Raw genomic sequence first — 25,543 nt, 5'->3', positions numbered from 1 at the left:
GCCCGGGTCACGCGAGCTTGCGGGTGCGCGCCAGGGCGAGGCCGCCGAGGACGGCGCCGACGAGGCCGAGCCCGAGGCCCGCCCACCCGAGGGCGGAGGAGCCCTCGTCGGAGTCGGACGCCTCGGTGGTGCCGTCGGCCCCGTCGGCCCCGCCGCCGGTCGTGCTGGTCTGCTCGGCGGACTCCTCCGCCGAGTCGGCCGAGTCGTCCGAGTCGTCGTGGTGGTCTCCCTCGGCGCTCGCCGCGGTGATCTCGAAGGCCGGCGCCGGGCTCTCCAGCGCGTCGGCGTCCTGGCCCTCGGCCGGGACCTCGACCCAGCGGGTCTCACCCTTCTCACAGGTCTGGATGGTCGGGAAGGACAGCGTCTCGCCCTCGGTGTCCGGCAGCTGGAGCGACAGCTCGAACCAGTCGCGCTGGCCGTCGGGGAGCGGCGTGGTCGCGGTGTAGGCGATCGAGGCGACGCGCTCGGTCACCTCGTTGCCGTGGGAGTCGGTGAGGGGCTCGGCGAGCTGCTCCATCTTCTTCTCGACGTCGTAGAACGGGTTCCGGCTCGGGGTCACGGCGAGCACGGACTCGGGGACCTGGATCTCGATGCCGGTCGTCGGTGAGCCCTCGCAGCCGTGGCCGACGCTGAAGGTGACGACCGTGTAGGCGCCGGCGGCGCTGCTCGACGGGGTGGCGGTGACGTGGGCGCTTGCCGGGGCGACGAGCGAGAGGGCGATGGCCGACGTGGCGGCCGTGAGCACGCCGAGGCGCGCGAGGGTACGGGTGGACAAGGGGTTCTCCTGAGGTCGTGGTGCGGGTCGGGTGCGTGCGTGTCCACCCGGGCCGCGACGGCTCAGGTGGGACGGACGACCAGCGGTGGACCGCGCCCGGGTGGGACCAGGAGGTGGACGAGCTGGGGACGCGTGCGTGCCTCGGCGGGCGCGGGCTGCGGTCGGCCCGCGACGGGGAGGGTGGCGTGCTGGCGCACCACGACGGCGTACGACGTCGCGCGGCGGCCGAGCCACCACAGCAGGGCGGTGGCCAGGGTGACGGAGCCGTGGGCGAGCACCATCTGCCAGGTCCAGCCCGGGTCGGCCATGCCGGGCATCTCCGTCATGGTCGACATCGCCGTCATGGTCGACACGGTCGCGTGGTCGTGGCCGGCCACCAGGCCGAAGGTCTCGTGGAGGCCGAGCTGCGCGAGGGCGACGGCCGGGAGCACCGCCCAGAGCGGCACGTTGCGCGTGAAGAGGAGGAGACCGCCGGCCAGCACGACCGCGGACACGAGCGCCAGGCCGGGGCCCGTCGGAACGGTGCCGCCCGCCCAGGTGTGGGCCGACGACGCCCCGGTGACCACGAGGGCGGTGGCAGCCAGCGCGCGACCCAGCGCGTGCGGCGCACGCGCCTGCACCACCTCGGCCTCGAACCTCACGCGCACATGGTCCCAGACCGGGACCACGTGCGCGCGGGGCGTCCGGGCTACCAGCCGCGCGAGCGCCTGGGCCGGCGGTACTCGACCGGGCCGTGACCCGTGTGGGCCATCTGGCCCATCTGGCCTGCGCCGCACGCCATCCGGCGTCGACCGGCGAAGAACATCAGCGGGAAGACGAGGAGCCAGAACGGCGCGTGGGCCAGGACGCTCAGCACGATCAGCAGGGCGAGCACCGGCAGCAGCGGGAGCCGGAACCCCCGGCCCCGGGGCCGCTGCACCGCGCGGGCAGGAGGCTGCTGGGGCTCGGGACGCGGCATGTCGCTGAAGAGCACGGCCAGGTCGGCGCGGGTCCGCGCGGTCCAGATCGCGTCGAGGCGCTCGTCGTACTCCTCGTGGTCGAGCCGACCGTCGGCGTAGTGGCCGGCGAGGTCGGCCATCGCGCGCTCGCGGTCGGCGTCCGAGATCCGCAGGCGGGGGTCCGGCTGGCTCATCGCTCGACCTCGGTGTCTCCGTCGCGGCCGTCGGCGAGGATGCCGTAGAGCCGGCGGCGGGTCTCCACGAGGACGTCGAGGGCGGCCCGCTTCTGCTGCTCCGAGCCCTGGGTCGCCAGCTGCCACACGGCGCTGCCGACCTGGGCGATCTCGCTCTTGATGTCGGCCTGGCCGGACGGCTGGTCGCTCGGCACCTCGGTGCGGGCGAAGGGCGCCCACACCGACGCGAGCTCGGCGGTGTTGTCCTCGGCCCAGGCGACACCGGTGTCGGTGAGCCGGATGGTGCGGCGGCCCCGCTCGTCGTCGGACTCGACCATGCCCTCGTCCTGCAGCTGCTGGATCGTCGGGTAGACCGAGCCGGGGGAGGGGCGCCACTCGCCGTTGCTGAGCTCGGCGATCTCCTGGATCACCTGGTAGCCGTTGATCGGCTCCTCGGCGCGGCGGGCGCGGTGCAGCACGTCGATGATCGCGGTGCGCACGTCGCCCCGGCGGACCTTGGGCCCGCGCGGCTGCGGACGCTGCGGGGCGAAGGTGCTGCCGAAGATCTCGCCCAGCCACGGCGGCGGGCCGCTCTGCCGACCGCGGCGGGAGTGGCCGCCCGGACCGCCGAAGCCGTGGCTCCAGCTGCCGCCCCAGCCGCCGGTCCAGTCGTTGCCTCCGCTGCGCCGGGACCGGTCGCGGGTCTCGTCGTCGTCGTTGCTCTCGGGCCAGTCGGACCCGGGCCACTGCTGTCCCATGTCGTGCTCCTCGGTATGCGGGTAGATGAGAGAAGTTCGTGATGTATCGCAGAACTATCGGTGACCTATCGCGATATATCGTGAGCGTACGTCGACGGAGGTGGTCGTTCAAGAGCCGGTCCGAAATTGTCTGAGCGGTGAGTGAGCCACATTCCAGATGCGTGGAATGTGGCTCACTCACCGCTCAGGCGATGGACCAGACGTGGCGTTCAGTTGATGACGCGGCCCGTCGGGGTGCAGGCCGACCTCGGCACCTTCGAGTCGTCGATGATCGCGTTGAACAGCGCGGGCGCCCGGTCGGGGTCGGCGATGATCCGGTTGGGGTCGCTCGGTGCGTTGAGGTTGGGCATCGTGCACGTCTGGCTCTTGCCGGTCATCGCGAGCGCGAAGCGGCCGAGGTCGAGCGGGTTCATGCCCTCGTCGATGAGGATGGCGCCGGTCGCGGCGTCGTTGATCTGCCAGTAGCGCAGCGGGTTGACGAACGTCCACGGCGACAGCGCCTCGTCGCCGATCGCGCTGATCACCTCGCGCTGGCGGGCCACGCGGTCGAGGTCGCTGAGAGCGGTGACGTGCCGGGAGCGGGAGTAGGCCAGCGCGGTGATGCCGTCGACCTCCTGGCAGCCCTTCTTGATGTCGAGACGCGCCATCGGGTCCTTCATGTCCTGCTTCGGGCAGATCTCCACCCCACCGAAGGCGTCGACCGTGTTGATGACGCTGCCGAAGCCGAGCTCGACGTAGTGGTCGATGTGGATGCCGGTCAGCGCCTCGACGCGCTGCACCAGCAGCGGTGCCCCGCCGCTCGCGAAGGCCGCGTTGATCATCTGGGTGCCGCCGCCGGGCACGTCGACGAGCGTGTCGCGCGGGATCGACATCATCGTGCGGCCACCGGACCCGGTGTGCAGCACGATGATGGTGTCGGTGTTGGTCCCGCCCCGCTCGGGGGTGTCGAGCGCCTCGCGCTGCGCGTCGGTGAGGTCGTCGGCCTTGTCCGAGCCGACGATCAGGAAGTTGGTGCCGGGCTGGTCGCCGGGCCGGTCGCCGGTCGGCGCCGCGTCGACCTTCTCGATCTTCGTCCAGTGGTAGAGCGGCACGCCGAGGAGGTAGACGAGGACCAGCAGCAGCACCAGCGGGACGAGCCGCATGCGCGGACGCCACCGCCGCTTCCTCGGCCGCTGGCTCCCGGCCGGGGTGGGCGCGGGGGTCGGCGTACGACCGCTGCCGCCGGGCGGCGTGCCTCCGGCCGCGCGCTCCTCGCGACGTGCCACCGGCATCACCCTGGTCTCGTCGGGGCGGGGGGCCGCCGGGCCCCTGCCGGTCGCGGGCCCGGATGCGGGCATCCGTTGGGTGGCATCGCCCGAGGGTCCCGACGACTGGGACCCGTAGAGCCAGTCGTACTCCGGTGTCCCCTTCTCGGGCATCCCGGAGCCCTGTGGTCGATCAGCCATGGGAAGTGACGCTACCGTGCGGCACATGAGCGAGGCCCGCACCACGTCGTACAGCCGGGTGAGCCTCGGGATCCTCGCCTCGGGCACCGAGGCCAACCTGCTCGGCAACGTGCACGGCGGCGACATCATGAAGCTCGCCGACTCGACCGCGGGCGCGGTGGCCCACCGGCACAGCGGCGGTCCGGCGGTGACCGCGGCGATGGACGAGATGACCTTCCTCGAGCCCGTGCACGTCGGCGACATCATCAAGACCTACGCCCAGGTCAACTGGGCCGGCACCTCGTCGATGGAGATCGGCGTCCGCGTCGAGGCGCAGCCGTGGGGCGACGCCGCCGACGCGCCGCTCCACGTCGCGAGCGCCTACTTCGTCTTCGTCGCGATCGACGACGACGGCCACCCGCGCCCCGTCCCGCCGCTGGAGACCGAGACCCCGGACGACGTACGACGTCAGCGCGAGGCCGAGATCCGCCGCGCGCACCGGCTGGCGAGGAAGGCCGAGATCGACCGGGGCCGGGAGGAGTGACGCGAGGGGTGGGCGACTGGCGCCACGTCCGCACCCCGCGGCTGTGGCTCGACGAGCCGGTCGACACCGACGCCGCGGCGCTCTTCGCGATCCACAGCGACCCGGCCTCGTGGGTGCACCTCCCGTCCGGGGTCCTGACCGATCCTGCGGCGGGGGAGGTGATGGTCGGCGCGAGCCGTCGTCGCTTCGAGCGCGACGGGCTGGCGTACTGGTCGGTGCGCGACGCCGAGGGTGGACCCGTGGTCGGTCGCGGCGGCTGCCTCGGGCCGGACGACGCAGCCGACGGGCGCGGCTGGTGGAACCTCTACTACCGCTTCGACCAGCGGGTCGTCGGTCGCGGCTACGCCACGGAGATGGGCGCCGTCGCGGTCGAGGCGGCGCACGCGGTCGCGCCGGACCGGCCGGTCCTGGCCTACCTCCTCGAGCACAACGTCGGGTCCCGCCGGACGGCCGAGAGGCTCGGCCTCCGGCTGGTGTGGCGGGGGCCCGACGCGGGCAACCCCGACCCCGACGCCGTACGCCTCGTCTTCCTCGACCGCGAGCCCGACGACCTCCTCGTCGCCGCACTGGGTCAGGCCGCCATGCCGGAGTCGGGACTGGTCCGCCCCTGACGGCGCGTCGCGGCCCGGTGGGACGGGTGTGACTGGTGATACTGGGCGGGCTGACTTCCCCCAGCGCAGAAGAGGTACCCCGATGTCGCCCGTCCCGCCCTCCGGGTCGCAGTCGCGTCCGACCGCGCTCGACCGTGCGCAGCGCGTGCGGTTCCGCCGCGCGGTGACGCTGATGCTGATGACCCTCGTCCTCCCGGGCTCGGCCCAGCTCGTGATGGGCAAGCGCCGGATCGGCGTGGTCGCGATGCGCACCTTCCTCGCGGTGGTCGTGCTCGCGCTGGGCACCGCGGTGGCGTCGTACCTCTGGCACGGGATCGCCTTCTGGGCCGGCACCAACACCTGGATCCTGCAGGTCGTGCGGCTGGGCCTGATGGCCCTCGCGGTCGGCTGGGCCTGGCTGTTCGTCGACGCCTGGCGCCTCGGCCAGCCCCTGACCCTCCAGCGCCAGCACCGGCTCGCGATCGTCGGGGTCAACGGCTTCCTCTGCTTCAGCGTCGCCGGCGCCCTGCTCTTCGGCGCCCACATGGTCGGCGTGCAGCGCCAGTTCATGATCACGATGTTCGGCGACGGCGACGCGGTGGGCGCGAGCCACGGCCGCTACAACGTGCTGCTGATGGGCGGCGACTCCGGTGCCGGGCGCTGGGGCCTGCGACCCGACTCGATGACGGTCGCCAGTATCGACGCCGAGACCGGCAAGACCGTGCTGGTCTCGCTGCCGCGCAACATGCAGAACTTCCCCTTCCCGGCCGGCTCGGAGATGGCCGAGCAGTTCCCCGACGGGTTCGACGAGGAGGGGATGTACCTCAACGGCCTGGCCACCTGGGCGCTCGACCACCCCGAGGTGTTCCCGGACTCGAAGAGCCCTGGCATCGACGCGACCATCCAGGGCGTGGAGGGCATCACCGGCCTGGACGTGAACTACTGGGCGATGGTCAACCTGGAGGGCTTCAAGGACCTGGTCGACGCCGTGGGCGGTGTCGAGCTCAACGTCCGCCAGAAGATCCCGGTCGGCCTGCCCAGCGACTCCTACTTCCACTACATCGAGCCCGGCACGCGCACCCTCAGCGGCGTCGACACCCTCTGGTTCGCCCGCGCCCGCTACGACTCCGACGACTACTCCCGCATGGCGCGCCAGAAGTGCGTGATGGGCGCGATGCTCGAGCAGGTCAGCCCGCAGACGGCCCTCACCAACTTCCAGAAGATCGCGAAGGCGAGCTCGGCGATGGTCTCCACCGACATCCCGCGCAGCGAGGTGGACCGCTTCGTCTCCCTGGCGCTCAAGGCGAAGGGGCAGAAGATCGCCACGCTGTCCCTCGTGCCGCCGATGATCAACACCGCGAACCCCGACATCGCGCTGGTCCAGCAGAAGGTCCAGGCCGCGATCGACAGGGCCGAGGGCCAGAAGCCCGCGACCGAGACCGCCGAGGCGGCGCCCGCCAGCACCGACACGTCGACGGGCACCCCCAGCAGCACGACCGGCAGCACCCCTGACAGCACGACGGGCACCACGCCCGGTTCGACCCCGGAGGCCCAGCCCACCAACCCGCCGTCGGTCACCGGCGGCTCGGTCGGGTCGCTCAAGGAGGGCTACGCGGCCAACGAGTCGGAGGACCTCGGCGCAGTTTGCTGAGCGCGACGGGCTCGCCCCTAGTGTGTACGCCGTGACCACCGGACCGCTGCCCCGCATCATCGCGGTCGTGGTCACCTTCAACCGCCTCGGCCTCCTCGAGAAGCTGGTCGACCGGCTCGGCGAGATCGAGGGCCTCGCCGCCGTGATGGTGATCGACAACGCCTCGTCCGACGGCACGGGGGAGTGGCTCGCCGCGCGCGGCCACGCCGGTGAGGTGTTGCTCCTCTCGCGCACGCTCTCCACCAACCGCGGCGGCGCCGGCGGCTTCCACGACGGCCTGGCCTGGGCGATCGACCAGGAGGCCGACCTGGTCTGGCTGATGGACGACGACGGCCTGCCCGACGTCGACTGCCTCGACCAGCTGCTGCTCGAGACCGACCACCTCGACTTCTGGGGCCCGCTCGTCGTCGACGAGGCCGACCCGGACCGGCTGGTGTTCCCGATCCGGCTGCCCGGAGGCACCCGCGTGGTGCACGCGGTGGACGACGTACGCCGTGCCGCCCGACGCGACCGCATCGACGGGATCGTCATCCCCTTCAACGGCGTGCTCGTGACCAAGGAGCTCGTGGACCGGATCGGGCTGCCCCGCGAGGAGTTCTTCATCTGGGGCGACGACCACGAGTACCGGCTCCGCGCCGAGGAGGCCGGTGCGCGCGTCGCCACCGTCGTCACCGCCACGGTCCGACACCCGAGCGTCGGCAACCTCGGCACCCCGATGATGTTCGGCCGCACGACCTACAACGACTCGCCCAGCGACCTCAAGCACTACTGCATGGCGCGCAACAACCTGGTCAACCTCCGTGACTACCGCGGCCCGCTGCACGCGATCGCCTTCGTGGTGAAGACCGCGTGGTTCTACACCTTCACCCGGCCGAGCCTCTCGCGCCTGCGCCTGTCGGCCGGTGCGATGCGCGCCGGCCTCGCTGGTGACTTCGACGGCCACCGGAGGTTCCTGTCGTGACGACCCCCGGACAGGTCGAGACCGTCGCCGTCGTCGTGGTCACCCACAACCGCGCCGGGCTGCTCGTCGGGATGCTCGACGGCCTGGCCGCCCAGACCCGGCGCCCCGACGCGATCATCGTGGTCGACAACGTCAGCACCGACCACACGCGCGAGGTCCTCGACGCGCGGACCGACCTGCCGCTCCACGTGACCACGACCGAGGCCAACCTCGGCGGCGCGGGCGGCTTCCACCTCGGCGTGCGGGCGGCGTACGACGGCGGCTACGACCGGGTCTGGCTGATGGACGACGACGTGGTGCCCGCCCCCGACTGCCTCGCGACGCTGATGGCGGTCGACGAGGACTGCCTGATCGCCGTGCGCGAGGACCTCTCCGGTGCCCTGGTCGAGAAGGCCGCGATCGACTTCGACCTGCGCAACCCGCTCGCCGTCAAGCCCAAGCGCGCCTCGGTCGACTCGACGTACGCCGACCGCGCGTCGATGCCGGAACGGGTCGAGGTGCACAACGTCGCCTTCGAGGGCTTCATGTGCCGGCGCCGGGTGATCGAGGAGATCGGCTTCCCCGACCCCTCGTTCTTCATCTTCTACGACGACGCCGACTACGCCATCCGCGCCCGCGAGGCCGGCCACCACATCTGGGCGGTGCGCGACGCCGTCCTGGTGCGCCAGCTCGACTTCAACCAGCAGCACGACCTCGCCGGGTGGAAGGGCTACTACATGTACCGCAACCTCTTCGTGGTGCACCTGCGCCACGGGGAGAACGCGCTGGTCAGGCTCAAGCCGTGGTTCATCACCCTCGCCGTCGTGCTGCTCAGCCCGGTGCGCGGAGGACGGGCCGAGGCGCGCAACGTGATCCGGGCCATGGCCTCGGCGCGGGGCATGCGGCGCCTCACCGATCCGGCACTGCCCCCTCGCTAGACTCGAGCAGCCTCTCACCGGGCGCCTTCCAACCACAGGAGTTCCTCCCTTGTCCCAGGGCACCACCCCTCTCCCGGACCTCGTCATCGTCGGCGCCGGCCTCTTCGGTCTCACGATCGCCGAGCGCTGCGCCGAGGAGCTCGGCCTGCGCGTGCTGATCCTCGAGCGCCGCCACCACCTCGGCGGCAACGCCTACAGCGAGCGCGACCCGGAGACCAACGTCGAGGTGCACAAGTACGGCGCCCACCTCTTCCACACCTCCAACGAGCGGGTGTGGGAGTACGCCAACCGGTTCACCTCGTTCACCGACTACCGGCACAAGGTGTTCGGCAAGTACCAGGGGCAGGTCTACTCGCTGCCGCTCAACCTCGCGCTGATCAACCAGTTCTTCGGCAAGTCCCACACCCCCGACGAGGCCCGCGCGCTCATCGCCGAGCAGGCCTCCGAGTTCGACACCGCGTCGGCGTCGAACCTGGAGGAGAAGGCGATCAGCCTGATCGGCCGCCCGCTCTACGAGGCCTTCATCAAGGGCTACACCGGCAAGCAGTGGCAGACCGACCCCACCGAGCTGAGCGCGGACATCATCACCCGCCTCCCGGTGCGCTACACCTTCCAGAACGGCTGGTTCAGCGACACCTACGAGGGCCTGCCGACCGAGGGCTACACCGCGTGGCTCTCGAAGATGGCCGACCACCCGAACATCGAGGTCCGCCTCGAGACCGACTTCCTGGACCCGGCCACCGGGGTCGCCGACGAGTTCAAGGGCAAGGTCCCGATCGTCTACACCGGCCCGGTCGACGAGTACTTCGGCAACTCCGAGGGGCGCCTGTCGTGGCGCACCGTCGACCTCGAGGAGAGCGTCGTCGACACCGACGACTTCCAGGGCACCGGCGTCGTCAACTACAACGACGGCGACGTCCCCTACACGCGGATCATCGAGTTCAAGCACTTCCACCCCGAGCGGGAGAAGACCCACCTGCCCGGCAAGAGCGTGATCGTCCACGAGTACAGCCGCTTCGCGGAGGAGGGCGACGAGCCCTACTACCCGGTGAACACCGCCGAGGACCGTGCCAAGCTGCTGAAGTACCGCGACCTCGCCGCGGCCGAGCCGATGGTCCTGTTCGGCGGCCGGCTCGGCACCTACAAGTACCTCGACATGCACATGGCGATCGGTGCCGCGCTGTCGATGTACGACAACAAGCTCAAGCCCCACTTCGCCGAGGGTGCCGAGCTCAAGTCCGGAGGCATCGACGCATGACCACCACCCGTCTGCTCCAGCGGCAGATCCTGCCGATCGACCGCGACACCGACGTCTTCCCGCTCTACGTCGACCTCGAGGAGGCCAAGCTCGACACCGACCGTGACGCGGTCGGCGGCGACAAGGCCGCCAAGGACCTCAACAACGCCGCGATCCGCCAGTCGACCTCGACCGGCCGCAAGCTGCACCCCGACCAGATCCGCTCGCGCACCGCGCTGCGGCTCGAGCCGTCGCAGCTGCTGTCGTTCGGCACCTACTTCAACGCCTTCCCGGCGTCCTACTGGCGCCGTCACACGATCGTCGACGAGGTGCAGCTGACCGTCTCGGTCACCGGGGACGGCTCGGTCGTCACCGTCTACAAGTCGATGGCGCGCGGGCACTCCCAGCGCGTCGACATCGCCGTGGTGGAGGGCGACGGCGGCACCTTCACCTTCGACCTCACCCTCAAGCCGTTCGTCGACGGCGGGTGGTACTGGTACGACGTCGTCGCCGGCGACGACGGTGCCATCGTCGAGGAGGCCGAGTGGACCGCGGAGGTCCCGGCCGACCGCGTCGAGCACGGCACCGTCGACGTCTGCATCACCACGATGCTGCCCGACATGAGCGCCCAGCTGCTGACCCAGCTCGGTGACACCGCCGAGCTCCAGCCCTACCTCGACACCGTGATGGTGATGGACCAGGGCAAGGACAAGGTCACCGACAGCGAGTACTTCCCCGCCGCGAGGAAGGGCCTCGGCGACAAGCTCCGGGTCATCGTGCAGGGCAACCTCGGTGGCTCCGGCGGCTATGCCCGCGGCCAGCTCGAGAGCGTGCGCAAGGGCACCGCGACGTACGCCATGATGATGGACGACGACGTCGTCTGCGAGCCCGAGGGCATCATCCGCGCGGTCACCTTCGGCGACCTGGCCAAGCGCCCGACGATCGTCGGCGGCCACATGTTCAACCTCTACAGCCGCGCCGAGCTGCACTCCTTCGGCGAGATCGTCCAGCCGTGGCGCTTCTGGTGGCAGACCCGGCTCGACGGCTACTCCCAGTGGGACTTCGGCGCCCGCAACCTGCGCTCGTCGCGCTGGCTGCACAAGCGGGCCGACGTCGACTTCAACGGCTGGTTCATGTGCCTGATCCCGCGGGTGGTCCTCGAGGAGATCGGCCTCTCGCTGCCGGTCTTCATCAAGTGGGACGACTCCGAGTTCGGCCTCCGCGCCAAGCAGGCCGGCTACCCGACCGTGTCGTTCCCCGGAGCCGCGGTCTGGCACGTGCCGTGGACCGACAAGAACGACGGCCTCGACTGGCAGTCGTACTTCCACCACCGCAACCGCATCATCGCGGCGCTGCTGCACTCGCCCTACGAGCGGGGCGGCCGCATGGTGCGCGAGAGCTTCAACCACCAGATCAAGCACCTCGCGTCGCTGCAGTACTCCACCGCCGAGCTGCGCCACCTCGCGATGGAGGACGTCCTGCGCGGCCCGCACGCGCTGCACGGAGAGCTGGCGACCAAGCTCGCCGACATCAACGCCTTCCGCAAGCAGTGGTCCGACGCGCAGCTCCTGCTCGACCGGGACGACCTGCCCCCGGTCCGACGCAAGAAGCCGCCGAAGAAGGGCAAGTCCGACATCGAGATCCCGGGCCGCAAGTCGACCCTCATCGCGGCCGCCCTCGCCCCGATCCGCCAGCTCCGTCCCGTGCGCGAGACGGCGGGGGTGTACCCCGAGACCGAGCTCACCGCCATGGACGCCAAGTGGTGGAACCTCGTGAAGTACGACTCGGCCGTGGTCTCCATGAACGACGGCAGCTCGGTCGCCCTCTACAAGCGCGACCCCGAGCACTACCGCGACCTGCTCAAGCGCACCATCGACATCCACCGCCGGTTCAACCGCGAGTGGCCGCAGCTGGCCCAGCAGTACCGCGACGCACTCGGCGAGATCACCTCGCCCGAGTCGTGGGAGAAGACCTTCGCGCCCTGGACCGACGCCCCGGACCCGACCGAGGGCGAGGGTGCGTGAGCCAGGCGAGCACTGACGCGCGCACGGTCGAGGAGCGCCACGACCTCGCGCACGTCCCGCTGGCACCGCCCTCGCGCACGTCGGGGGTGCTGGAGGTCTTCCGGCGCCGCTTCCTGCTGCGGCTCCTGGTGCGCCGCGAGATCCAGGCGCGCTACGCCGGTACGGCGTTCGGGTTGCTGTGGTCCTACATCAACCCGTTCACCCGCTTCGTCACGTTCTACGTGGTCTTCGGGCTGCTGCTGGGCCGCGGGCTCGGCATCCAGAACTTCGCGATCCACCTGTTCGCGGGCATGGTCCTGGTCAACTACTTCACCGAGTCGGTCACCGCGGGCACGCGGTCGCTGCTCTCCAACCGTGGCGTCATCACCAAGATGGCCATGCCGCGCGAGATGTTCCCGGTCGCGTCGATGCTGGTGTCGCTGTGGCACGCGATCCCGCAGCTGATCATCCTCGTCGTCGCCTGCGTCGCGACCGGGATCTGGGGCGGCGGACCGCTCTGGGTCCCCGACGTCGTCGGGATGGCTGCGGCCCTGCTCGGCTTCGTCCTGGTGATGGTCTACGGCACGGCGTTCGGACTGATGTTCTCGTGCATCAACGTGCTCTTCCGCGACTTCCAGCGCATCGTGCAGACCTTCATCAACATGATCCCGTTCAGCGTGCCGATGATGTACCCCTACTGGATCAGCTACGACCGGTTCGGCGGCGGGATCTGGCACGAGATCTACATCTCCAACCCGGTCGCCGAAGCGGTCCAGCTCATCCAGCGCGGCTTCTGGTACCCCACCTGCGACGGCCCCTGCGCGATGATGCCCAACGAGGCCGGCACCGGCTCGGTCCCCGCGCCGGAGTTCGCCGACCACCTCTACACCCGCGGGTTCGTCATGCTGGCCGTGGGCCTGGTCCTGCTGGTCGTCGGGCAGTGGGTCTTCGCCCGGCTCGAGAAGTCGATCACGGAGCGCCTCTGATGACGACCTCGATCGTGGTGGACAACGTCACCAAGTCCTTCCGCTACCAGTACCAGCGGACCCTCAAGCAGATGCTGCGCCCGGACCGCCGCAAGCGTGCCGCCGCCTCCGACGCCCCGTCGTCCACGGGCACCTTCAAGGCCCTCGACGGCGTCTCCTTCGAGGTCAAGCAGGGCGAGTCGATCGGCCTGATGGGTCTCAACGGCTCCGGGAAGTCGACGCTGCTCAAGCTCGTCAGCGGCGTGATGGTGCCCGACGAGGGCCAGGTGCTGACCCGCGGCCGGATCTCCGGACTGATCGCCACCGGTGCGGGCTTCCACAACGAGCTCACCGGCCGCGACAATATCTACATGAACGCCGCGATGCTCGGGATGACGAAGGAGGAGATCGACTCCAAGTTCGACGACATCGCCGCCTTCGCCGACGTCGGCCTCCAGCTCGACATGCCGGTCGGCAACTACTCCTCGGGCCAGTTCGCCCGCCTCGGCTTCGCCGTGGCCGTCCACGTCGACTGCGACATCTTCATCGCCGACGAGGTCCTGGCGGTGGGGGACCGGCCCTTCAAGCGCAAGTGCCTCAAGCGCATGAAGGAGATCCGCGAGTCCGGGATCACGATGTTCTACGTCAGCCACTCCGCGGGCTCGGTGAAGAAGATGTGCGACCGCGCGATCGTCCTCGACAAGGGCAAGGTCGGCTTCGACGGCGACGTCGACGAGGCCATCAAGTTCCTCCACTACGACGGTGACGAGGACGACGAGGGCGACGACGTCGACGAGCGCGACGAGGCCCTCGCCTCCGACATCTGACCGGCCAGCAGTCGCCGCTCGGCGTCAGGTCGTGCCGACGCGCGCCGTCGGTGCGTGAGCCACTTCGTCGCGCCCGAAAATGTGGCTCACTCACCGCTCAGCAGCCAGATCTGCCAGAATCGATGAGAATGACACCGATGTAACGGCGTGTCGGCTGGAAATTACAGCGTTGTAGTTACTCAGAAACTCTTCCGTGACTGGTGTGACTGGTGTGAACTTCTGCCTTGTGTGACCTTCCCCCACACAGGAACAGAGATTCTTCATGCGACCTCTCCAGACCCGTCTCGTCACCCTCTGCCAGCAGGTGCTGGCGCTCGGTGTCGTCCTCGTCGTGCTGACGCCCGCCTCCGGCGTGGTCTCGCTCGACATCGTCGGTGAGCACCCCGGCCAGCAGTCCTCGGGTGCCGGCAGGCCGGCTCCGGCCGAGCTGATGTCGGCGACCGTGCCGCTCAAGGCCGTGACGCCGACCGTGACCGAGGTGCCGCTGACCGGCGCTGGAGGCGGGTTCGCCGGCCTGACGGGTCGCACCGTCGCCGGCGGCGCCACCGAGGCGCGCGTGGTCAGCAAGCCGCAGGCCGTCACCGGCTTCTCCGCCATCGGCGTCACCTGGCAGCACGGGGAGGACCTCGAGGAGGACCAGATCACGCTGCGCGTCCGCACCCGCGAGGGCGACGAGTGGAGTGCCTGGGAGGACCTGGAGTACCACGACGAGCACGGCCCCGACCCGGGCAGCGCCGAGGACGCGACGGCGCGTCCGGGCACCGAGCCCACCTTCGTCGGCGAGGTCGACGACGTGCAGGTCGAGGCGAGGACCGCCGGGGGCGCCACGCTCCCCGACGACCTGTCCCTCGCCCTCGTCGACCCGGGCTCGGCCGCGGGCAGCGAGACCGAGGCCCCGGCCGACCAGCCCGGGTCCGCCGAGGAGCAGTACGCCGAGCAGGGCTCGCTGATGGGCGGTTCCGAGGACCGGTCCGACGGCCTCAGCCTCCGCGCCGCGACCACCAACGCGAAGGCGAAGACCGCCGCGCAGCCCACGATCTTCTCCCGGGCCCAGTGGGGTGCCGACGAGAGCATCCGCAACAAGGGCTCGCTGCGCTACGGCACGATCAACGGCGGCTTCGTCCACCACACGGTCAACGCCAACGACTACACCGAGGACCAGGTGCCGGCGATCATCCGCAGCATCTACGCCTACCACGTGAAGTCCCGCGGCTGGAGCGACATCGGCTACAACTTCCTCGTCGACCGCTTCGGCCGGATCTGGGAGGGCCGCTACGGCGGCATCGACAAGCCGGTCGTCGGCGCGCACACGCTCAACTACAACCAGTACTCCTTCGCGATGTCGGCCATCGGCAACTACGACGTCGTCCAGCCGAGTGACGCGATGCTGCGCGCCTACGGCCAGCTCTTCGCGTGGAAGCTCTCGCTGAGCGGTGTGGACCCGGCGTCCATGTCGCAGAAGATCGGCAGCAAGACCTTCGCGGCGATCAACGGCCACCGCGACGCCGGCTCCACCGCCTGCCCCGGCAAGTACCTCTACGCGCAGATCCCGCTGATCCGCACGTACGCCAGCCAGGCCGCGCCGGTCGTCACCACACCCACGCCGGTGGCCATCTCCGCGCCCGACCCGCAGAACAACCTCGACGCGTCGCCGTACCCCGACCTCGTCGTCCGCCGCGCCTCCGACGGCCGTGGCCTGGTCATCCCGACCGGTGGCCTGACGTCCTTCCAGAAGCGCACGGTCGTGGGCCAGAAGGGCTGGGACAAGACCGCCGACGTGCTGGTCTCGCCCGACCTCACCGGCGACGGCGTCGCCGACCTGGTCACCGTGGACCGGGCGGGCGTCGTCCGGATCCGCGAGGGTCGCGGCAACGGCAAGTTCGGCAAGACCGTCCGCAAGCTGAAGCTGCGCGGCTACTCGCTCGTGACCGCCGTCGGCGACATCAACGGCGACGGCCGCAACGACCTGGTCGCCCGCTTCAAGGGCCGGCTCGTCGTCCTCACCGGGACCGGCAAGGGCGGCTTCGCCCGCAAGGTCACCCGCAAGGGCTACGGCGACCACAAGCAGATCATCGGTGCCGGCGACGTCAACGGCGACGGCCGTGCCGACCTGCTGCTGCGGACGAAGAACCGGCTCTACCTCCAGACCGGCTACGGCACCGGGCGCTTCGCGGCGCCGCGACGGGTCGCCGGCAGCTGGAGCAAGGTCAACCGCGTCGTCGCCGCCGACTTCAACGGCGACGGTCGTCCCGACCTGGTGGTGCGCAACAGCTCCGGCAACATGCTCCTGATGCCCGGCAACGGCGACGGCACCTTCGGCGCCGCCCGTGGGCCGGCGTCCAACCTCAAGACGATGCGCGGCATCACCGCCGCCAACCTCGTCGACGGCCCCGGTGCGGACCTCATCGGCATCGCCGGCAAGCAGCTCGTCGTCGTCGCCAACCGCGACACCTACGAGCTCGGCGCCCCGGTGGACACCGGCGTCTCGTTCGCCGGGATGGACGTCCTGCTCAACGCCGGCGACGTCAATCGTGACGGCTTCGGCGACGTGCTCGGCCGCAACACGGCTGGCCAGCTCTTCCTCTACGCCGGGCGGGGCGACGGCACGCTCGCACAGCCGACGCTGCTCGGCGACGGCTGGGGCGTCGTGTCCGGCCTCACCGCGGTCGGCGACGTCACCGGTGACGGCATCCCCGACCTGGTCGGCACGCCCACCGGCGGCTCGCTGTCGGTCTGGACCGGAACCGGGGCGGGCTTCGCCGCGCCGGCCGTGGTCAAGGGCGGCAAGCTGCCGACGCCCGCCGGGCTCCCCTCCGACCTGTCCGCCTTCGACTGGGTGTTCGGGGTGCAGCCGATGACCCTCAAGGGCACGCTCGACTACATCGTCCGCGACCGCGCGACCGGGACGGCGTACGTCTTCTCGGGCCGCAGGTCGGGCGTCTCCAGCCCGCGCCTGCTCGGTGGACTGGAGGGCTACGACCTGGCCGGCTAGGCGCAGGGGCCGCGATCAGGCCCGGGCAGTCGCCCGTTCGGCGTCGTACACGCCGTCGAGGCGAGCCGGGTCGGGATGGCGGACGAGGACCAGCGAGCCACCTCTCACGAGGGGCTCGGTGAAGGTGGCGGTTCCTGGTGGGGAAGCCGGGTCCGTCACCGACAGAAGACGGCCGCCGTCGGTGAGAGAGCTCCCGACGGCGGCCGTCAGGTCGTTCGTGGAGTGCCGCGCCGGGTCCAGGAGCTCGCGCTGGGTGAGGTCGTCGGTGGCGAGGTCGTCCTCGCCGGGCGGGTCCCACGCGGCGAACCCGTCGGGCTGCGCCCAGATCTCCACGCCGACGTCGAGGACCCCGCTCGGCAGCGGCTCGGCGAAGCGGGTGCCGAGGGGTCGCAGGCTGCACGCCAGCACCGGGATGTCACCGGTGCGGGCCGACCACGTGTCGAGGCCCTCGGGCCCGCACACGACCGCGTCGGGCCCAGCGGACGTCGTCACGCGCAGCCCGATCGTCCAGGCGGCACCGAGGAACACCGTCGAGAGCCAGTGCGGGGGCAGGTCCACGCGCAGCGTCATCCCGCGCTCGAGGTCGGCCACGTCGGTCAGCAGCCCGGACGCCTTGGCCACCCAGTTGGCGTACGTCGTCACGGACAGCTCGACGCGCTCGTCGGTGGCGTGGTCGTAGAAGGTGACCAGCGGACGCCCGGGATCCCGCCGCAGCTGGGCGGCGAGGACCTCGGCGAAGGTGCTCATGGGGGGAGAGGCCTCGGCCTCAGACGACCGTGGGCTCCGGGGAGTCCATGTAGGGGTAGTCGGTCATGAAGGTGTCGAGGGCGGCACCGCTGAGGTCCGAGCAGTACTGCCACACGCCGACCTGCTTGGAGGCATCGGTCTCGCCGACGCCGCCGACCGACCAGTGCGTGAAGGCGACGTGCTGGCCCTTGGGGAACGCCTTGCCGTCCTTGGACTCCCACGGCACGGCCTTGAACTTGTCGCGCAGGTTGGTCGTGCCCTGGAGCTTGGAGGCGATGCCGCGCAGGACGTCCATCTTGCTGGAGCTGTCCTGGATCGTCTTGTCGTACCAGAGGATCGTGTAGCCGTGCTCGAGGTTGTGGACGAGCTCACCGAGCTCGGGACGGTCGGAGACCGTGTAGAGCTTGCGGTCCATCGTGTCCCACATGTTCCAGTGCTGGCCGAAGGCCGGCGGGGCGTCGGGGTAGGTCATCGGCGTGCCGACCTCGACGTGGTCCTGGTTGCCCTCGGCCGCCTTGGTGGTGACCTTCTGGCACACCGAGGCCTTGGCGCCGATGTCGCTCAGGGAGTCCGAGGCGTAGGAGCGCAGGTCGTACCAGTCCTTGACGGGCTTGAACGCGGCCGCGCCGATGATCACGACCGCGACCGTGACGCACACGCCGACGATCGCCAGGCCGCGGCGGTTCTCCCGCTTCGACTGCTGGGAGCGGATGGAGTCGATGACCGCCTGACGGTCGGTCTTTGCTGCCTTCTTGGCCACGGTGCTCGGAGTCTCTCGGTCGCTGGATCGTCGCTGGACGGCGCGGAACAGACGGGTACGCCGGTGCTGCGCTGGCAGAGTCTACGTAGTGGTCGGTGATCCGTCGCAGTCGCTGTCCCCCCGCGCGTCCGCGGGCAGCCACCCGTGGGCGAAGCGGACCGCCGCGACGGCGGTGGGGTCGTTCGGGTCCGGCAGCCGCACGAGGGCCGCGGCGAGCTCCTCGGGCGAGGACCTCGCGCCGAACGGGACGCGGTCGTCGTCGTCCCCGGCCAGGGCACGTACGACGGCCTCGCGGGCGCCCCAGCCGAACAGGTCCGCGCCCTCGGGGCGGACGAGGGAGGTGGCGCCGGGGCCGTCCTCGCCGGGCGGCAGGACGAGGTCGCGCCGACCGCGGACCACCGCGACGGGACGGCCACCGAGCTTGCCCTGGACGAGCTCGGCCGCTCCCGCCAGCTCGTCGGCGACGGCGGGGAGGGTGACGGCGAGCTGGTTGCCGTAGCCGTCGGTGCGCCCGGCGAAGTCCTCGGCGACCCGGAGCCCGGCGGCCCCGATCGCGATGTCGGTCTGGCCCTCACGCCACGCACGGCCCGCCGTGTCGGTGACGACCACGGCCACGTTGACCCCACCTCGGGCCAGCAGCTCGCGTCGCAGGGACCGCGCCGAGGCGTCGGGGTCGAGCGGGAGCAGCACGATCGTGCCGGGATCGACGTTGGAGGCGTCGACGCCGGCCGCCGCCATCGTCAGGCCGAGCCGGTGCCGCACGATCCGGGTCGGGCCGCGGCGCGCGAGGACCCGCAGGCTCTCCTCGTCGATCGCCTCCTCGCGGTCGCCCCCGCGCGTGCGGCCCTCGGCCTTGCTGACCACCTTGCTGGTGACCGACACGACGTCACCGTCGCGCAGGTCGCACGCACCGAGCACCAGCCCGGCGAGGTCGTCGCCCGGGCGGACCTCGGGGAGCCCGTCGGGCGCCCAGACCTCGAGGTGGCTCACTGCGGCGCCACGAGCGAGACGGCGGCGGCAGCCATCGCCGCGGTCGCGTCGGGCCCGGACATCATCAGCGGCACCGCGCGCGCCCGGAGCCCGGCCTCCTCGAGGGCGGCGACCTCGGCGGCGTCACCTTCGTCGACGAGCCAGCCGTCGAGGACGCCCCCGTGCGAGCGGGCGCCGTAGTGGGTGCCGACGCCGGCGGCGCTGACCTCGACGCCGACGCTGGTGAGCATCTGGCGGGCCATGCCGTGCACGTGGGTGCCGCCGACGATGGGGGAGACCCCCACCACGGGAGCGGGCGTGCCGCGGACCGCGTCGCGGATGCCGGGCACGCCGAGGATGGTGCCCACCGAGACGACCGGGTTCGACGGGGGCAGCACGACGAGGTCGGTGTCGGTGATCGCCTCGAGCACGCCGGGTGCCGGGGTGGCGGCGTCCTGGCCGACGACGAGCACGGCCTCGGCCGGGACCTCGGCGTGCAGCCGTACCCAGTACTCCTGGAAGTGGATGACCTTGCGCCCGCTCGGGCTGTCGGGGTCGGCCACGGCGATGTGCGTCTCGACGCGGTCGTCGCTCATCGGCAGCAGCCGCACGCCCGGCTGCCAGCGGCGGCACAGCGCCTCGGTGACCTGGGAGAGGGTGTAGCCGGCCTCGAGCATCTGGGTGCGGACGAGGTGGGTGGCGATGTCGCGGTCGCCGAGGCCGAACCACGTCGGCTCCACGCCGTAGGCCTCCAGCTCGGTCTTCGCGCTCCAGGTCTCCTCGCGCCGCCCCCAGCCGCGCTCGACGTCGATGCCGTCGCCGAGGGTGTACATCACGGTGTCGAGGTCGGGGCAGACCTTGAGGCCGTGGATCCACCAGTCGTCGGCGGTGTTGGCGACGACGGTGACCTCGGTGTCGGCGGAGCCGCCCGGCACCGCGCCGGTGCGGAGGCCGTGGAGGAGTCCCTGGAGGAACCGGGCCCCGCCGACACCGCCGGACAGGACGGTGATACGGCTGAGCGTGGATGCGGATGATGACATAGGACAAGCCTGCCCGAAGCGGAATGGCCATATCAGATCCGGGCTTGACTTGCGGTGCACGACAGGCATGTAATTCCCACAGTGTCGTTCAGTTCTGAGACGCCTTCGGGACGACGACGCGGGTCGCAGCATCACTAGGGTCGAAAAGAGGCGAAGGTCATGAGGACAGAGCTGTTTCTCCTCGAGCCCGAGGGGGAGGACCTCGGTTGGCAGGACCGCGCACTGTGCGCGCAGACGGACCCCGAGGCGTTCTTCCCCGAGAAGGGCGGCTCCACCAGGGAGGCCAAGAAGGTCTGCCTGACGTGCGAGGTCCGCGACGACTGCCTCGAGTCCGCACTGATGAACGACGAGCGCTTCGGCATCTGGGGCGGCCTGTCCGAGCGCGAGCGCCGCAAGCTCAAGAAGAGCGCCGTCGGCTGAGCCGATCGACTTTTTGAGGGCGTGGGGGCCCTCGCTAAGGTGCTCCGGTGTCCGTCACCGCGCTTCTCGTCAGTCATGACGGAGCGCGATGGCTCCCCGCAGTCCTCGCCGGTCTGAGCGGGCAGACCCTCCCGCCCGACCGCGTCGTCGCCGTCGACACGACGAGCCGTGACGACAGCGTCGCCCTGGTCCGCGACCACCTCGCCGGCGCCGGGTTCACCGGTGACCGACTCGTCGTCGACGTGGTCCCCGGCTCCACCAGCTATCCGGCGGCCGTGCGCCGTGGCCTCGAGATCGCGCCTGCGCTGGCTCCCGATCCCGAGGCCCCCGACGAGCCCGAGTGGGTCTGGCTGCTCCACGACGACAGCAACCCCGACCCCGACGCGCTGCTCGAGCTCCTCGCTGCCGCGGAGGGCGATCCGGACGCGGCGATCCTCGGACCGAAGCTCCGGGAGTGGCCGTCGTTGCGACGCCTGCTCGAGGTCGGCCTGACGATCAGCGGCACCGGTCGGCGCGAGACCGGTCTCGAGCGCGGCGAGTACGACCAGGGCCAGCACGACGCCGTACGCCAGGTCCTCGCGGTCAACACCGCGGGCATGCTCGTCAAGCGCCAGGTCCTCGAGTCGCTCGGCGGGCTGGACGAGGAGCTGCCGATCTTCGGCAACGACATCGACTTCGGCTGGCGCGCCGCCCTCGCCGGCCACCGCACGATGGTGGTGCCGAAGTCGGTCGTCTTCCACGCCGAGGCCGCGCACCGCGGGATCCGTCGTACGCCCCTCACCGGGCGCCACACGCACTACCAGGAGCGGCGCGCGGCCCTGTTCACCTCGCTGGCCAACGTGTCCGCGCGGGGCTTCGCGTGGCACTACGTCCGGCTCTTCCTCGGCTCGCTCCTGCGGGTGCTCGGCTTCCTCGCCGTGCGCGCCGTGGGCGAGGCCCTCGACGAGCTCGCGGCCACGCTGTCGGTGCACGGCCGGCCGCGCCAGCTGCTGGCCGCCCGCCGCGAGCGTGCCCGTCGCCGTGCCGGCGAGGCGCCCCGGCAGGACGTCGCCCGCCGGCTGCTGGCGCCGACATGGCTGCCCTACCGCCACGGCCTCGACTTCGTCACCGACCTCGCGTCCGCGGCCACCAGCCAGGCCGCCGACGTCGCCGAGCGGCGGCGGCTGGCCAAGGCGCCGGAGGGCGCTCCCGCGGGTCGGGACGACCGACGCGGGTCGTCGACGGCCGGCTCCGGCGAGGACGACGAGGAGGCCTACCTCACCGACACCGGCCTCGTCGCACGGTTCTTCACCAACCCCGTGGCCGTCGTGCTCGTGCTCTTCGGGATCCTCGCGCTCGTGGCCGGCCGCGAGGCCTTCGGTGCGATCACCGGCGGCGCGCTGTCCCCGGTCCCGGCCGCAGCCGGGGACTGGTGGCGCCTGCACGTCGCGACCTGGCACCCGCTCGGCACCGGCACCGACGTGCCCGCCCCGGCCTACGTGCTGCCCTTCGCCCTCGCCGCGACGCTCCTGCTCGGCCACACCGGCGCCGTGGTGTCGGGCCTGATGCTGCTCGCCGTCCCGATCGCGGCCTGGGGCGCCTGGCGGCTGCTCAAGGTCGTCGGCCGGTTCGTCGACCCGCTCGGGCTGCCGCGCTGGCTCGTGGTGTGGGGAGCCTCGACCTACGCGCTCGTCCCGATCACCTCCGGCGCCTGGGCCGAGGGCCGGTTCGGCACCGTCGCCGTCGCCAGCCTCCTGCCGTGGGCGGCCCATGCGGCGCTCGGGTTCGTCGACCCCGAGCGCGACCGGCGGTGGCGCGCCGCATGGCGTACGGCACTGCTCGTCGCGCTGGGTGCGGCCTTCGTGCCCGGGTTCTGGCTGTTCGCCCTGCTCGCGACGGCCGTCGTGCTCGGCGGCGCCGCCGTCATCGCACCGCGGCTGCTGAGGGAGCGCGACAGCTGGGGCCCGCCCGTGCTCGCGGTGGCGGCCACCCCGGTGCTGCTCGCGCCCTGGCTGGTCCCGCTCGTCACCACGGGATCCGCGTCCGGCCTCCTGCTCGAGGCCGGTCGGCTCACCGTCGACCGGGTGACCTTCGACGGCCTGGTCACCGGACGGCTCAACGACCTCGGCGCACCGTGGTGGCTCGGGGTCGTGCTCGGCGTGCTCGCCGTCGCGGCGCTGCTCCCACGCCGTACGCGCGTGCCGGTCGTCATCTGCTGGCTGGTCGCGCTGGCGGCCGCCGTCGTCTCCGGCGTCCTGTCCCACGTGACCCTCGACCTGCCCGCGGTCACCACGCGCCCGAGCCTGGGCCTCTTCGTCGTCATCCTCCAGGGCACCGCGGTGGTGGCGGTCGTGCTCGGCGCCGACGCCTACCTCCGCCGTCTCGACGAGCACCACCCCGCATGGCAGCGAGCGCTCGCCGCCGCACTCGCGGTCGCGGCTGCGGTCGTACCCCTCGGCGGGCTGGGCTGGTGGCTCGCCACGCCCGACAACGCGCTCGCGCGCGACGCCGATCAGCAGGTCCCCGCCTACATGGAGCAGAGCTCGCTGCTCGGCCAGGAGCACGGCGTGCTGGTCCTGGCCGGCTCCGTCGACGACGGCATCAGCTACCGGATCCGCCGCGACGACGGGACCACCCTCGGCGAGGACGAGATCCTCACGCTCGCCGACGAGGACACCGAGCTCACCTCCGAGGTGCGCACCCTGGTCTCCTCGCCGACCCCGGGTGTCGTCGCGGCCCTCGGGTCGCGTGGCATCGAGTACGTCGTGCTGAGCTCGCCCGCCGACGGCGAGATCTCCTCGCTCCTCGACGCCACCGCCGGCCTCGAGCAGGCCAGCGCCGAGGACCGCACCACCCGGGCGTGGCGGGTCGACCGTCCGCTGGACGCGTCCGCACTGGACGGCCGCACGTCGTGGTGGCGCACGGCGCTGCTCGTCGTGCAGGGCATCGCGATCCTGCTCGCCCTCGTGCTGGCCGCGCCCACGATCCGGACCCGGAGGGAGGAGCGCGCCGATGACTGAGCCCACCCCGAACCCGCCCGCCGAGGGCCGTCGGCGGATCGCCGCTGCCACCGGCAGGCGACCGTCCGCGCTCACGGTGCTGGCCGTCCTGATCCCGCTCCTCACCATCGCTGCGCTCGCCGTCGTGCGGCCCGCCACCGAGCAACCGACGACCTACGACCCGACCGGTGCGCCCCTCGACCGGACCACCGCGGTCTGCCCGCCCCAGCTCGCCGCTGCCGCTGAGGTCCGCTTCGGCAGCACCGGGCTCGGGTCGGGCGACCTCGCCCTGCGGGTCGGCCGCGACGACGACACCGAGTCGCTCGTCGACGGCGTCGCCGCGCGCGAGGAGCGCTCGACGGTCGTGGTCGGCGGCACCGGCGAGCTCGCTCCCGGCCTGGTCGTCTCACGCTCCGGTGGCGGTTCGGCCACCGGCTGCGACCAGCCCGCCCCCGAGCGGTGGTTCACCGGCCTGGGCGCCTCGGCGGAGCACGCGTCCACGCTGACGCTGGTCAACCCCGACAAGGGTCCCGCGGTGGCCGACGTGTCCGTCTGGGACGGCAGCGGCCTCGTCGACGCGCCCGCCCTGCGGGGCGTCCGCGTGCCCGGAGGCCGCTCGGTCACGTTCGACCTCTCCGACGTCACCCCCAACCGCGACGCGCTCGCCGCGCAGGTGCTCGTCTCGCGCGGCCGGCTCGCTGCGAGCGTGGTCGACACGATCGACCCGCTCGGGCGTGACAAGCCGGTCCGCGAGTGGCTGCCGGGGCAGGCTGCGCCCGCCACGACGTCGTACGTCGTCGGCGTGGGGAGCACGCGCGCCGACCGCGTCCTGACGCTGGCCAACCCCGGCGACAGCGAGGAGCGGGTCACGATCAAGCTGGTGAGCGGGGAGAGCGAGTTCGCGCCGTCGGGCCTCGAGGAGGTCACGCTGGCGCCCGCCTCGGTCACCGAGGTCGACCTCGGCGGCGTGCTGCGCGGGCGCACCCTCGCCGGCGTGCAGGCCCTCCGCCTCGACGCGACGGGACCCGTGACGGCGAGCCTGCGCACGCAGACCGCCGGCGACCTCGCCCTCGCGAGCGCCGGTGCGACGGTCACCTCCGAGACGGCCGCGGCACTCCCGGCGGGCACGAAGAAGCTCGTCGTCGCCGGAGCCACCGCGCCCGGCGTGCTGGTGCTGCGGGCGTGGGACGCCGAGGGCGCGGAGGTCGTCCGCGAGCGCCGGATCGAGATCGACGCCGGCACCGCGGCGCGGGTCAACCTGCCCGACGACGCCGTGCTGGCGCTCGTGCGGCTCGAGCGCTCGGGCGCCGTCGTGTCGCTGGAGGTCGCCGACGGCGGGCTGTCGTTCCTGCCGCTCAGCCAGCTCGGGACGACCAGCCAGGTGCCGGACGTGCGCCCGGCCCAGCGCTAGGCGTCGTCAGTCCTCGTAGCGCTCGTCCACCTGGCCCGGCGTGAGGTTGAGCAGCTCGGCGATCTGCTCGACCACGACGGTGTGCACCATCGCCTCGAGCTCGTCGCGGCTGGTCGCCCGGTGCTCGATCGGGCGGCGGAACAGCACCAGCCGGGTCGGCGCCTGGCCCTTGCCGCGCACCAGCGAGGAGAGCGGGACGGTGTCGTCGCCCCAGTCGTCGGGCAGCATCGGCGCGTCCTCGACGGCGTACTCGACGAGCCCGAGGTGGCGCTGCCAGCGCTCGTCGAGCGGGGTGACGACGTCGAGCACCAGCTGGTCGAACTTCTGGCGCGGGGTGCGCAGGGCCGGGGTGCCGGGTCGGTCGGGCACGACGCCCGGCCCCCGCATGCCGCGGCCCCGGCGGTCGCGGGTGCGGCGCACGTCATCACTCACGCCGCGAGCCTAAGCGTCGGGTGCGGGTGCG

24 protein-coding genes are annotated in these 25,543 nt (G+C 71.8%); 14 read left to right on the top strand and 10 right to left on the bottom strand.

Going from position 1 to position 25,543, the window contains the following annotated elements; all coding sequences use genetic code 11:
• Nucleotides 1-7 precede the first annotated feature (7 nt).
• From EUA93_RS21450 to EUA93_RS01020, 5 genes are all read right to left on the bottom strand, one after another.
• The gene (locus EUA93_RS21450) at nt 8-775 is read right to left on the bottom strand and encodes a YcnI family copper-binding membrane protein (protein ID WP_165355011.1); all 768 of its coding nucleotides are present in this window, start codon (nt 773-775) and stop codon (nt 8-10) included.
• Nucleotides 776-837: 62 nt separating this feature from the next.
• Entirely contained in the window at nt 838-1,416 is a 579-nt protein-coding gene (locus EUA93_RS21445) for a hypothetical protein (protein WP_165355010.1), read from the bottom strand.
• A 47-nt stretch (nt 1,417-1,463) separates the two neighbouring features.
• Nucleotides 1,464-1,907, bottom strand: coding sequence for a DUF1707 SHOCT-like domain-containing protein (locus tag EUA93_RS01030; protein ID WP_129397970.1), 444 nt, complete (start codon nt 1,905-1,907; stop codon nt 1,464-1,466).
• Nucleotides 1,904-2,644: a PadR family transcriptional regulator gene (locus EUA93_RS01025; protein ID WP_129397969.1), complete on the bottom strand. Its 741-nt coding sequence runs from the start codon at nt 2,642-2,644 to the stop codon at nt 1,904-1,906. Before EUA93_RS01025 ends, EUA93_RS01030 begins: the two co-directional genes overlap by 4 nt.
• A gap of 209 nt (nt 2,645-2,853) precedes the next feature.
• Nucleotides 2,854-3,786 carry an LCP family protein gene (locus EUA93_RS01020; RefSeq protein WP_165355009.1) on the bottom strand — a complete coding sequence of 311 codons (933 nt, stop codon included), beginning with the start codon at nt 3,784-3,786 and terminating at the stop codon, nt 2,854-2,856.
• On the opposite strand from EUA93_RS01020, the gene EUA93_RS21440 reads away from it, so the two are divergent.
• From EUA93_RS21440 to EUA93_RS00970, 11 genes are all read left to right on the top strand, one after another.
• Nucleotides 3,785-4,027, top strand: coding sequence for a hypothetical protein (locus tag EUA93_RS21440; protein ID WP_165355008.1), 243 nt, complete (start codon nt 3,785-3,787; stop codon nt 4,025-4,027). The genes EUA93_RS01020 and EUA93_RS21440 overlap by 2 nt on opposite strands.
• An 87-nt stretch (nt 4,028-4,114) precedes the next feature.
• The gene (locus tag EUA93_RS01015) at nt 4,115-4,612 is read left to right on the top strand and encodes an acyl-CoA thioesterase (protein WP_129397967.1); all 498 of its coding nucleotides are present in this window, start codon (nt 4,115-4,117) and stop codon (nt 4,610-4,612) included.
• 8 nt (nt 4,613-4,620) lie between these two features.
• Nucleotides 4,621-5,223, top strand: coding sequence for a GNAT family N-acetyltransferase (locus EUA93_RS01010; RefSeq protein WP_129397966.1), 603 nt, complete (start codon nt 4,621-4,623; stop codon nt 5,221-5,223).
• A gap of 82 nt (nt 5,224-5,305) precedes the next feature.
• Entirely contained in the window at nt 5,306-6,853 is a 1,548-nt protein-coding gene (locus tag EUA93_RS01005; protein ID WP_129397965.1) for an LCP family protein, read from the top strand.
• Between the two features lie 31 nt (nt 6,854-6,884).
• Complete coding sequence (locus EUA93_RS01000) at nt 6,885-7,814, top strand: glycosyltransferase family 2 protein (RefSeq protein WP_242497190.1); 930 nt, start codon at nt 6,885-6,887, stop codon at nt 7,812-7,814.
• Nucleotides 7,811-8,731: a glycosyltransferase family 2 protein gene (locus tag EUA93_RS00995; RefSeq protein WP_129397964.1), complete on the top strand. Its 921-nt coding sequence runs from the start codon at nt 7,811-7,813 to the stop codon at nt 8,729-8,731. Before EUA93_RS01000 ends, EUA93_RS00995 begins: the two co-directional genes overlap by 4 nt.
• A 49-nt stretch (nt 8,732-8,780) precedes the next feature.
• Nucleotides 8,781-9,989: a UDP-galactopyranose mutase gene (gene glf, locus EUA93_RS00990; RefSeq protein WP_129397963.1), complete on the top strand. Its 1,209-nt coding sequence runs from the start codon at nt 8,781-8,783 to the stop codon at nt 9,987-9,989.
• Nucleotides 9,986-11,992, top strand: a complete 2,007-nt coding sequence (locus EUA93_RS00985; RefSeq protein ID WP_129397962.1) for a glycosyltransferase — start codon at nt 9,986-9,988, stop codon at nt 11,990-11,992. The genes glf and EUA93_RS00985 overlap by 4 nt, the downstream gene beginning before the upstream one ends.
• Nucleotides 11,989-12,957 (top strand): ABC transporter permease, encoded by a 969-nt coding sequence (locus EUA93_RS00980; protein WP_242497189.1) that lies wholly within the window; start codon nt 11,989-11,991, stop codon nt 12,955-12,957. Before EUA93_RS00985 ends, EUA93_RS00980 begins: the two co-directional genes overlap by 4 nt.
• Nucleotides 12,957-13,763: an ABC transporter ATP-binding protein gene (locus EUA93_RS00975; RefSeq protein WP_129397961.1), complete on the top strand. Its 807-nt coding sequence runs from the start codon at nt 12,957-12,959 to the stop codon at nt 13,761-13,763. Before EUA93_RS00980 ends, EUA93_RS00975 begins: the two co-directional genes overlap by 1 nt.
• 262 nt (nt 13,764-14,025) lie before the next feature.
• A complete protein-coding gene (locus EUA93_RS00970) occupies nt 14,026-16,755 on the top strand; it encodes an FG-GAP-like repeat-containing protein (RefSeq protein WP_129397960.1) in 2,730 nt (909 codons plus the stop codon).
• A 15-nt stretch (nt 16,756-16,770) separates the two neighbouring features.
• Here the strand turns inward: EUA93_RS00970 and EUA93_RS00965 are convergent, their stop codons facing one another.
• The 4 genes from EUA93_RS00965 to cofD all read right to left on the bottom strand — a co-directional run bounded on the left by EUA93_RS00965 (nt 16,771) and on the right by cofD (nt 20,271).
• Complete coding sequence (locus tag EUA93_RS00965) at nt 16,771-17,502, bottom strand: TIGR03089 family protein (protein WP_129397959.1); 732 nt, start codon at nt 17,500-17,502, stop codon at nt 16,771-16,773.
• A 19-nt stretch (nt 17,503-17,521) separates the two neighbouring features.
• Nucleotides 17,522-18,262, bottom strand: a complete 741-nt coding sequence (locus tag EUA93_RS00960; RefSeq protein ID WP_129397958.1) for a DUF3105 domain-containing protein — start codon at nt 18,260-18,262, stop codon at nt 17,522-17,524.
• An 81-nt stretch (nt 18,263-18,343) separates the two neighbouring features.
• Entirely contained in the window at nt 18,344-19,252 is a 909-nt protein-coding gene (cofE, locus tag EUA93_RS00955) for a coenzyme F420-0:L-glutamate ligase (protein WP_129397957.1), read from the bottom strand.
• Nucleotides 19,249-20,271: a 2-phospho-L-lactate transferase gene (gene cofD / locus EUA93_RS00950; protein ID WP_129397956.1), complete on the bottom strand. Its 1,023-nt coding sequence runs from the start codon at nt 20,269-20,271 to the stop codon at nt 19,249-19,251. Before cofD ends, cofE begins: the two co-directional genes overlap by 4 nt.
• 159 nt (nt 20,272-20,430) lie before the next feature.
• Between cofD and EUA93_RS00945 the strand changes: the two genes are divergently transcribed.
• The 3 genes from EUA93_RS00945 to EUA93_RS00935 are packed head-to-tail and all read left to right on the top strand — an operon-like array spanning nt 20,431 to nt 25,080.
• Nucleotides 20,431-20,691 (top strand): WhiB family transcriptional regulator, encoded by a 261-nt coding sequence (locus EUA93_RS00945; protein ID WP_129397955.1) that lies wholly within the window; start codon nt 20,431-20,433, stop codon nt 20,689-20,691.
• 47 nt (nt 20,692-20,738) lie between these two features.
• Nucleotides 20,739-23,690 (top strand): glycosyltransferase family 2 protein, encoded by a 2,952-nt coding sequence (locus EUA93_RS00940; RefSeq protein WP_129397954.1) that lies wholly within the window; start codon nt 20,739-20,741, stop codon nt 23,688-23,690.
• Nucleotides 23,683-25,080 (top strand): DUF5719 family protein, encoded by a 1,398-nt coding sequence (locus tag EUA93_RS00935; protein ID WP_129397953.1) that lies wholly within the window; start codon nt 23,683-23,685, stop codon nt 25,078-25,080. Before EUA93_RS00940 ends, EUA93_RS00935 begins: the two co-directional genes overlap by 8 nt.
• 6 nt (nt 25,081-25,086) lie before the next feature.
• On the opposite strand, the gene EUA93_RS00930 is transcribed toward EUA93_RS00935, so the two are convergent.
• Nucleotides 25,087-25,512 (bottom strand): metallopeptidase family protein, encoded by a 426-nt coding sequence (locus EUA93_RS00930; protein WP_242497188.1) that lies wholly within the window; start codon nt 25,510-25,512, stop codon nt 25,087-25,089.
• Nucleotides 25,513-25,543 lie beyond the last annotated feature (31 nt).

Origin of the sequence: Nocardioides oleivorans, from assembly GCF_004137255.1 — a bacterium.
GTDB classification, from domain to species: Bacteria; Actinomycetota; Actinomycetes; order Propionibacteriales; family Nocardioidaceae; genus Nocardioides; species Nocardioides oleivorans.
This window is presented reverse-complemented; position numbering and strand designations above follow the sequence as displayed.

What these genes read in the sequence shown, in the direction of transcription:
- EUA93_RS01030 (WP_129397970.1), bottom strand. Translation starts at nt 1,907, where the DNA reads ATGAGCCAGCCGGACCCCCGCCTGCGGATCTCGGACGCCGACCGCGAG.
- EUA93_RS01025 (WP_129397969.1), bottom strand. Translation starts at nt 2,644, where the DNA reads ATGGGACAGCAGTGGCCCGGGTCCGACTGGCCCGAGAGCAACGACGAC.
- EUA93_RS21440 (WP_165355008.1), top strand. Translation starts at nt 3,785, where the DNA reads ATGCGCGGACGCCACCGCCGCTTCCTCGGCCGCTGGCTCCCGGCCGGG.
- EUA93_RS01020 (WP_165355009.1), bottom strand. Translation starts at nt 3,786, where the DNA reads ATGCGGCTCGTCCCGCTGGTGCTGCTGCTGGTCCTCGTCTACCTCCTC.
- EUA93_RS01015 (WP_129397967.1), top strand. Translation starts at nt 4,115, where the DNA reads ATGAGCGAGGCCCGCACCACGTCGTACAGCCGGGTGAGCCTCGGGATC.
- EUA93_RS01005 (WP_129397965.1), top strand. Translation starts at nt 5,306, where the DNA reads ATGTCGCCCGTCCCGCCCTCCGGGTCGCAGTCGCGTCCGACCGCGCTC.
- EUA93_RS00985 (WP_129397962.1), top strand. Translation starts at nt 9,986, where the DNA reads ATGACCACCACCCGTCTGCTCCAGCGGCAGATCCTGCCGATCGACCGC.
- EUA93_RS00975 (WP_129397961.1), top strand. Translation starts at nt 12,957, where the DNA reads ATGACGACCTCGATCGTGGTGGACAACGTCACCAAGTCCTTCCGCTAC.
- EUA93_RS00970 (WP_129397960.1), top strand. Translation starts at nt 14,026, where the DNA reads ATGCGACCTCTCCAGACCCGTCTCGTCACCCTCTGCCAGCAGGTGCTG.
- EUA93_RS00965 (WP_129397959.1), bottom strand. Translation starts at nt 17,502, where the DNA reads ATGAGCACCTTCGCCGAGGTCCTCGCCGCCCAGCTGCGGCGGGATCCC.
- cofD (WP_129397956.1), bottom strand. Translation starts at nt 20,271, where the DNA reads ATGTCATCATCCGCATCCACGCTCAGCCGTATCACCGTCCTGTCCGGC.
- EUA93_RS00945 (WP_129397955.1), top strand. Translation starts at nt 20,431, where the DNA reads ATGAGGACAGAGCTGTTTCTCCTCGAGCCCGAGGGGGAGGACCTCGGT.
- EUA93_RS00935 (WP_129397953.1), top strand. Translation starts at nt 23,683, where the DNA reads ATGACTGAGCCCACCCCGAACCCGCCCGCCGAGGGCCGTCGGCGGATC.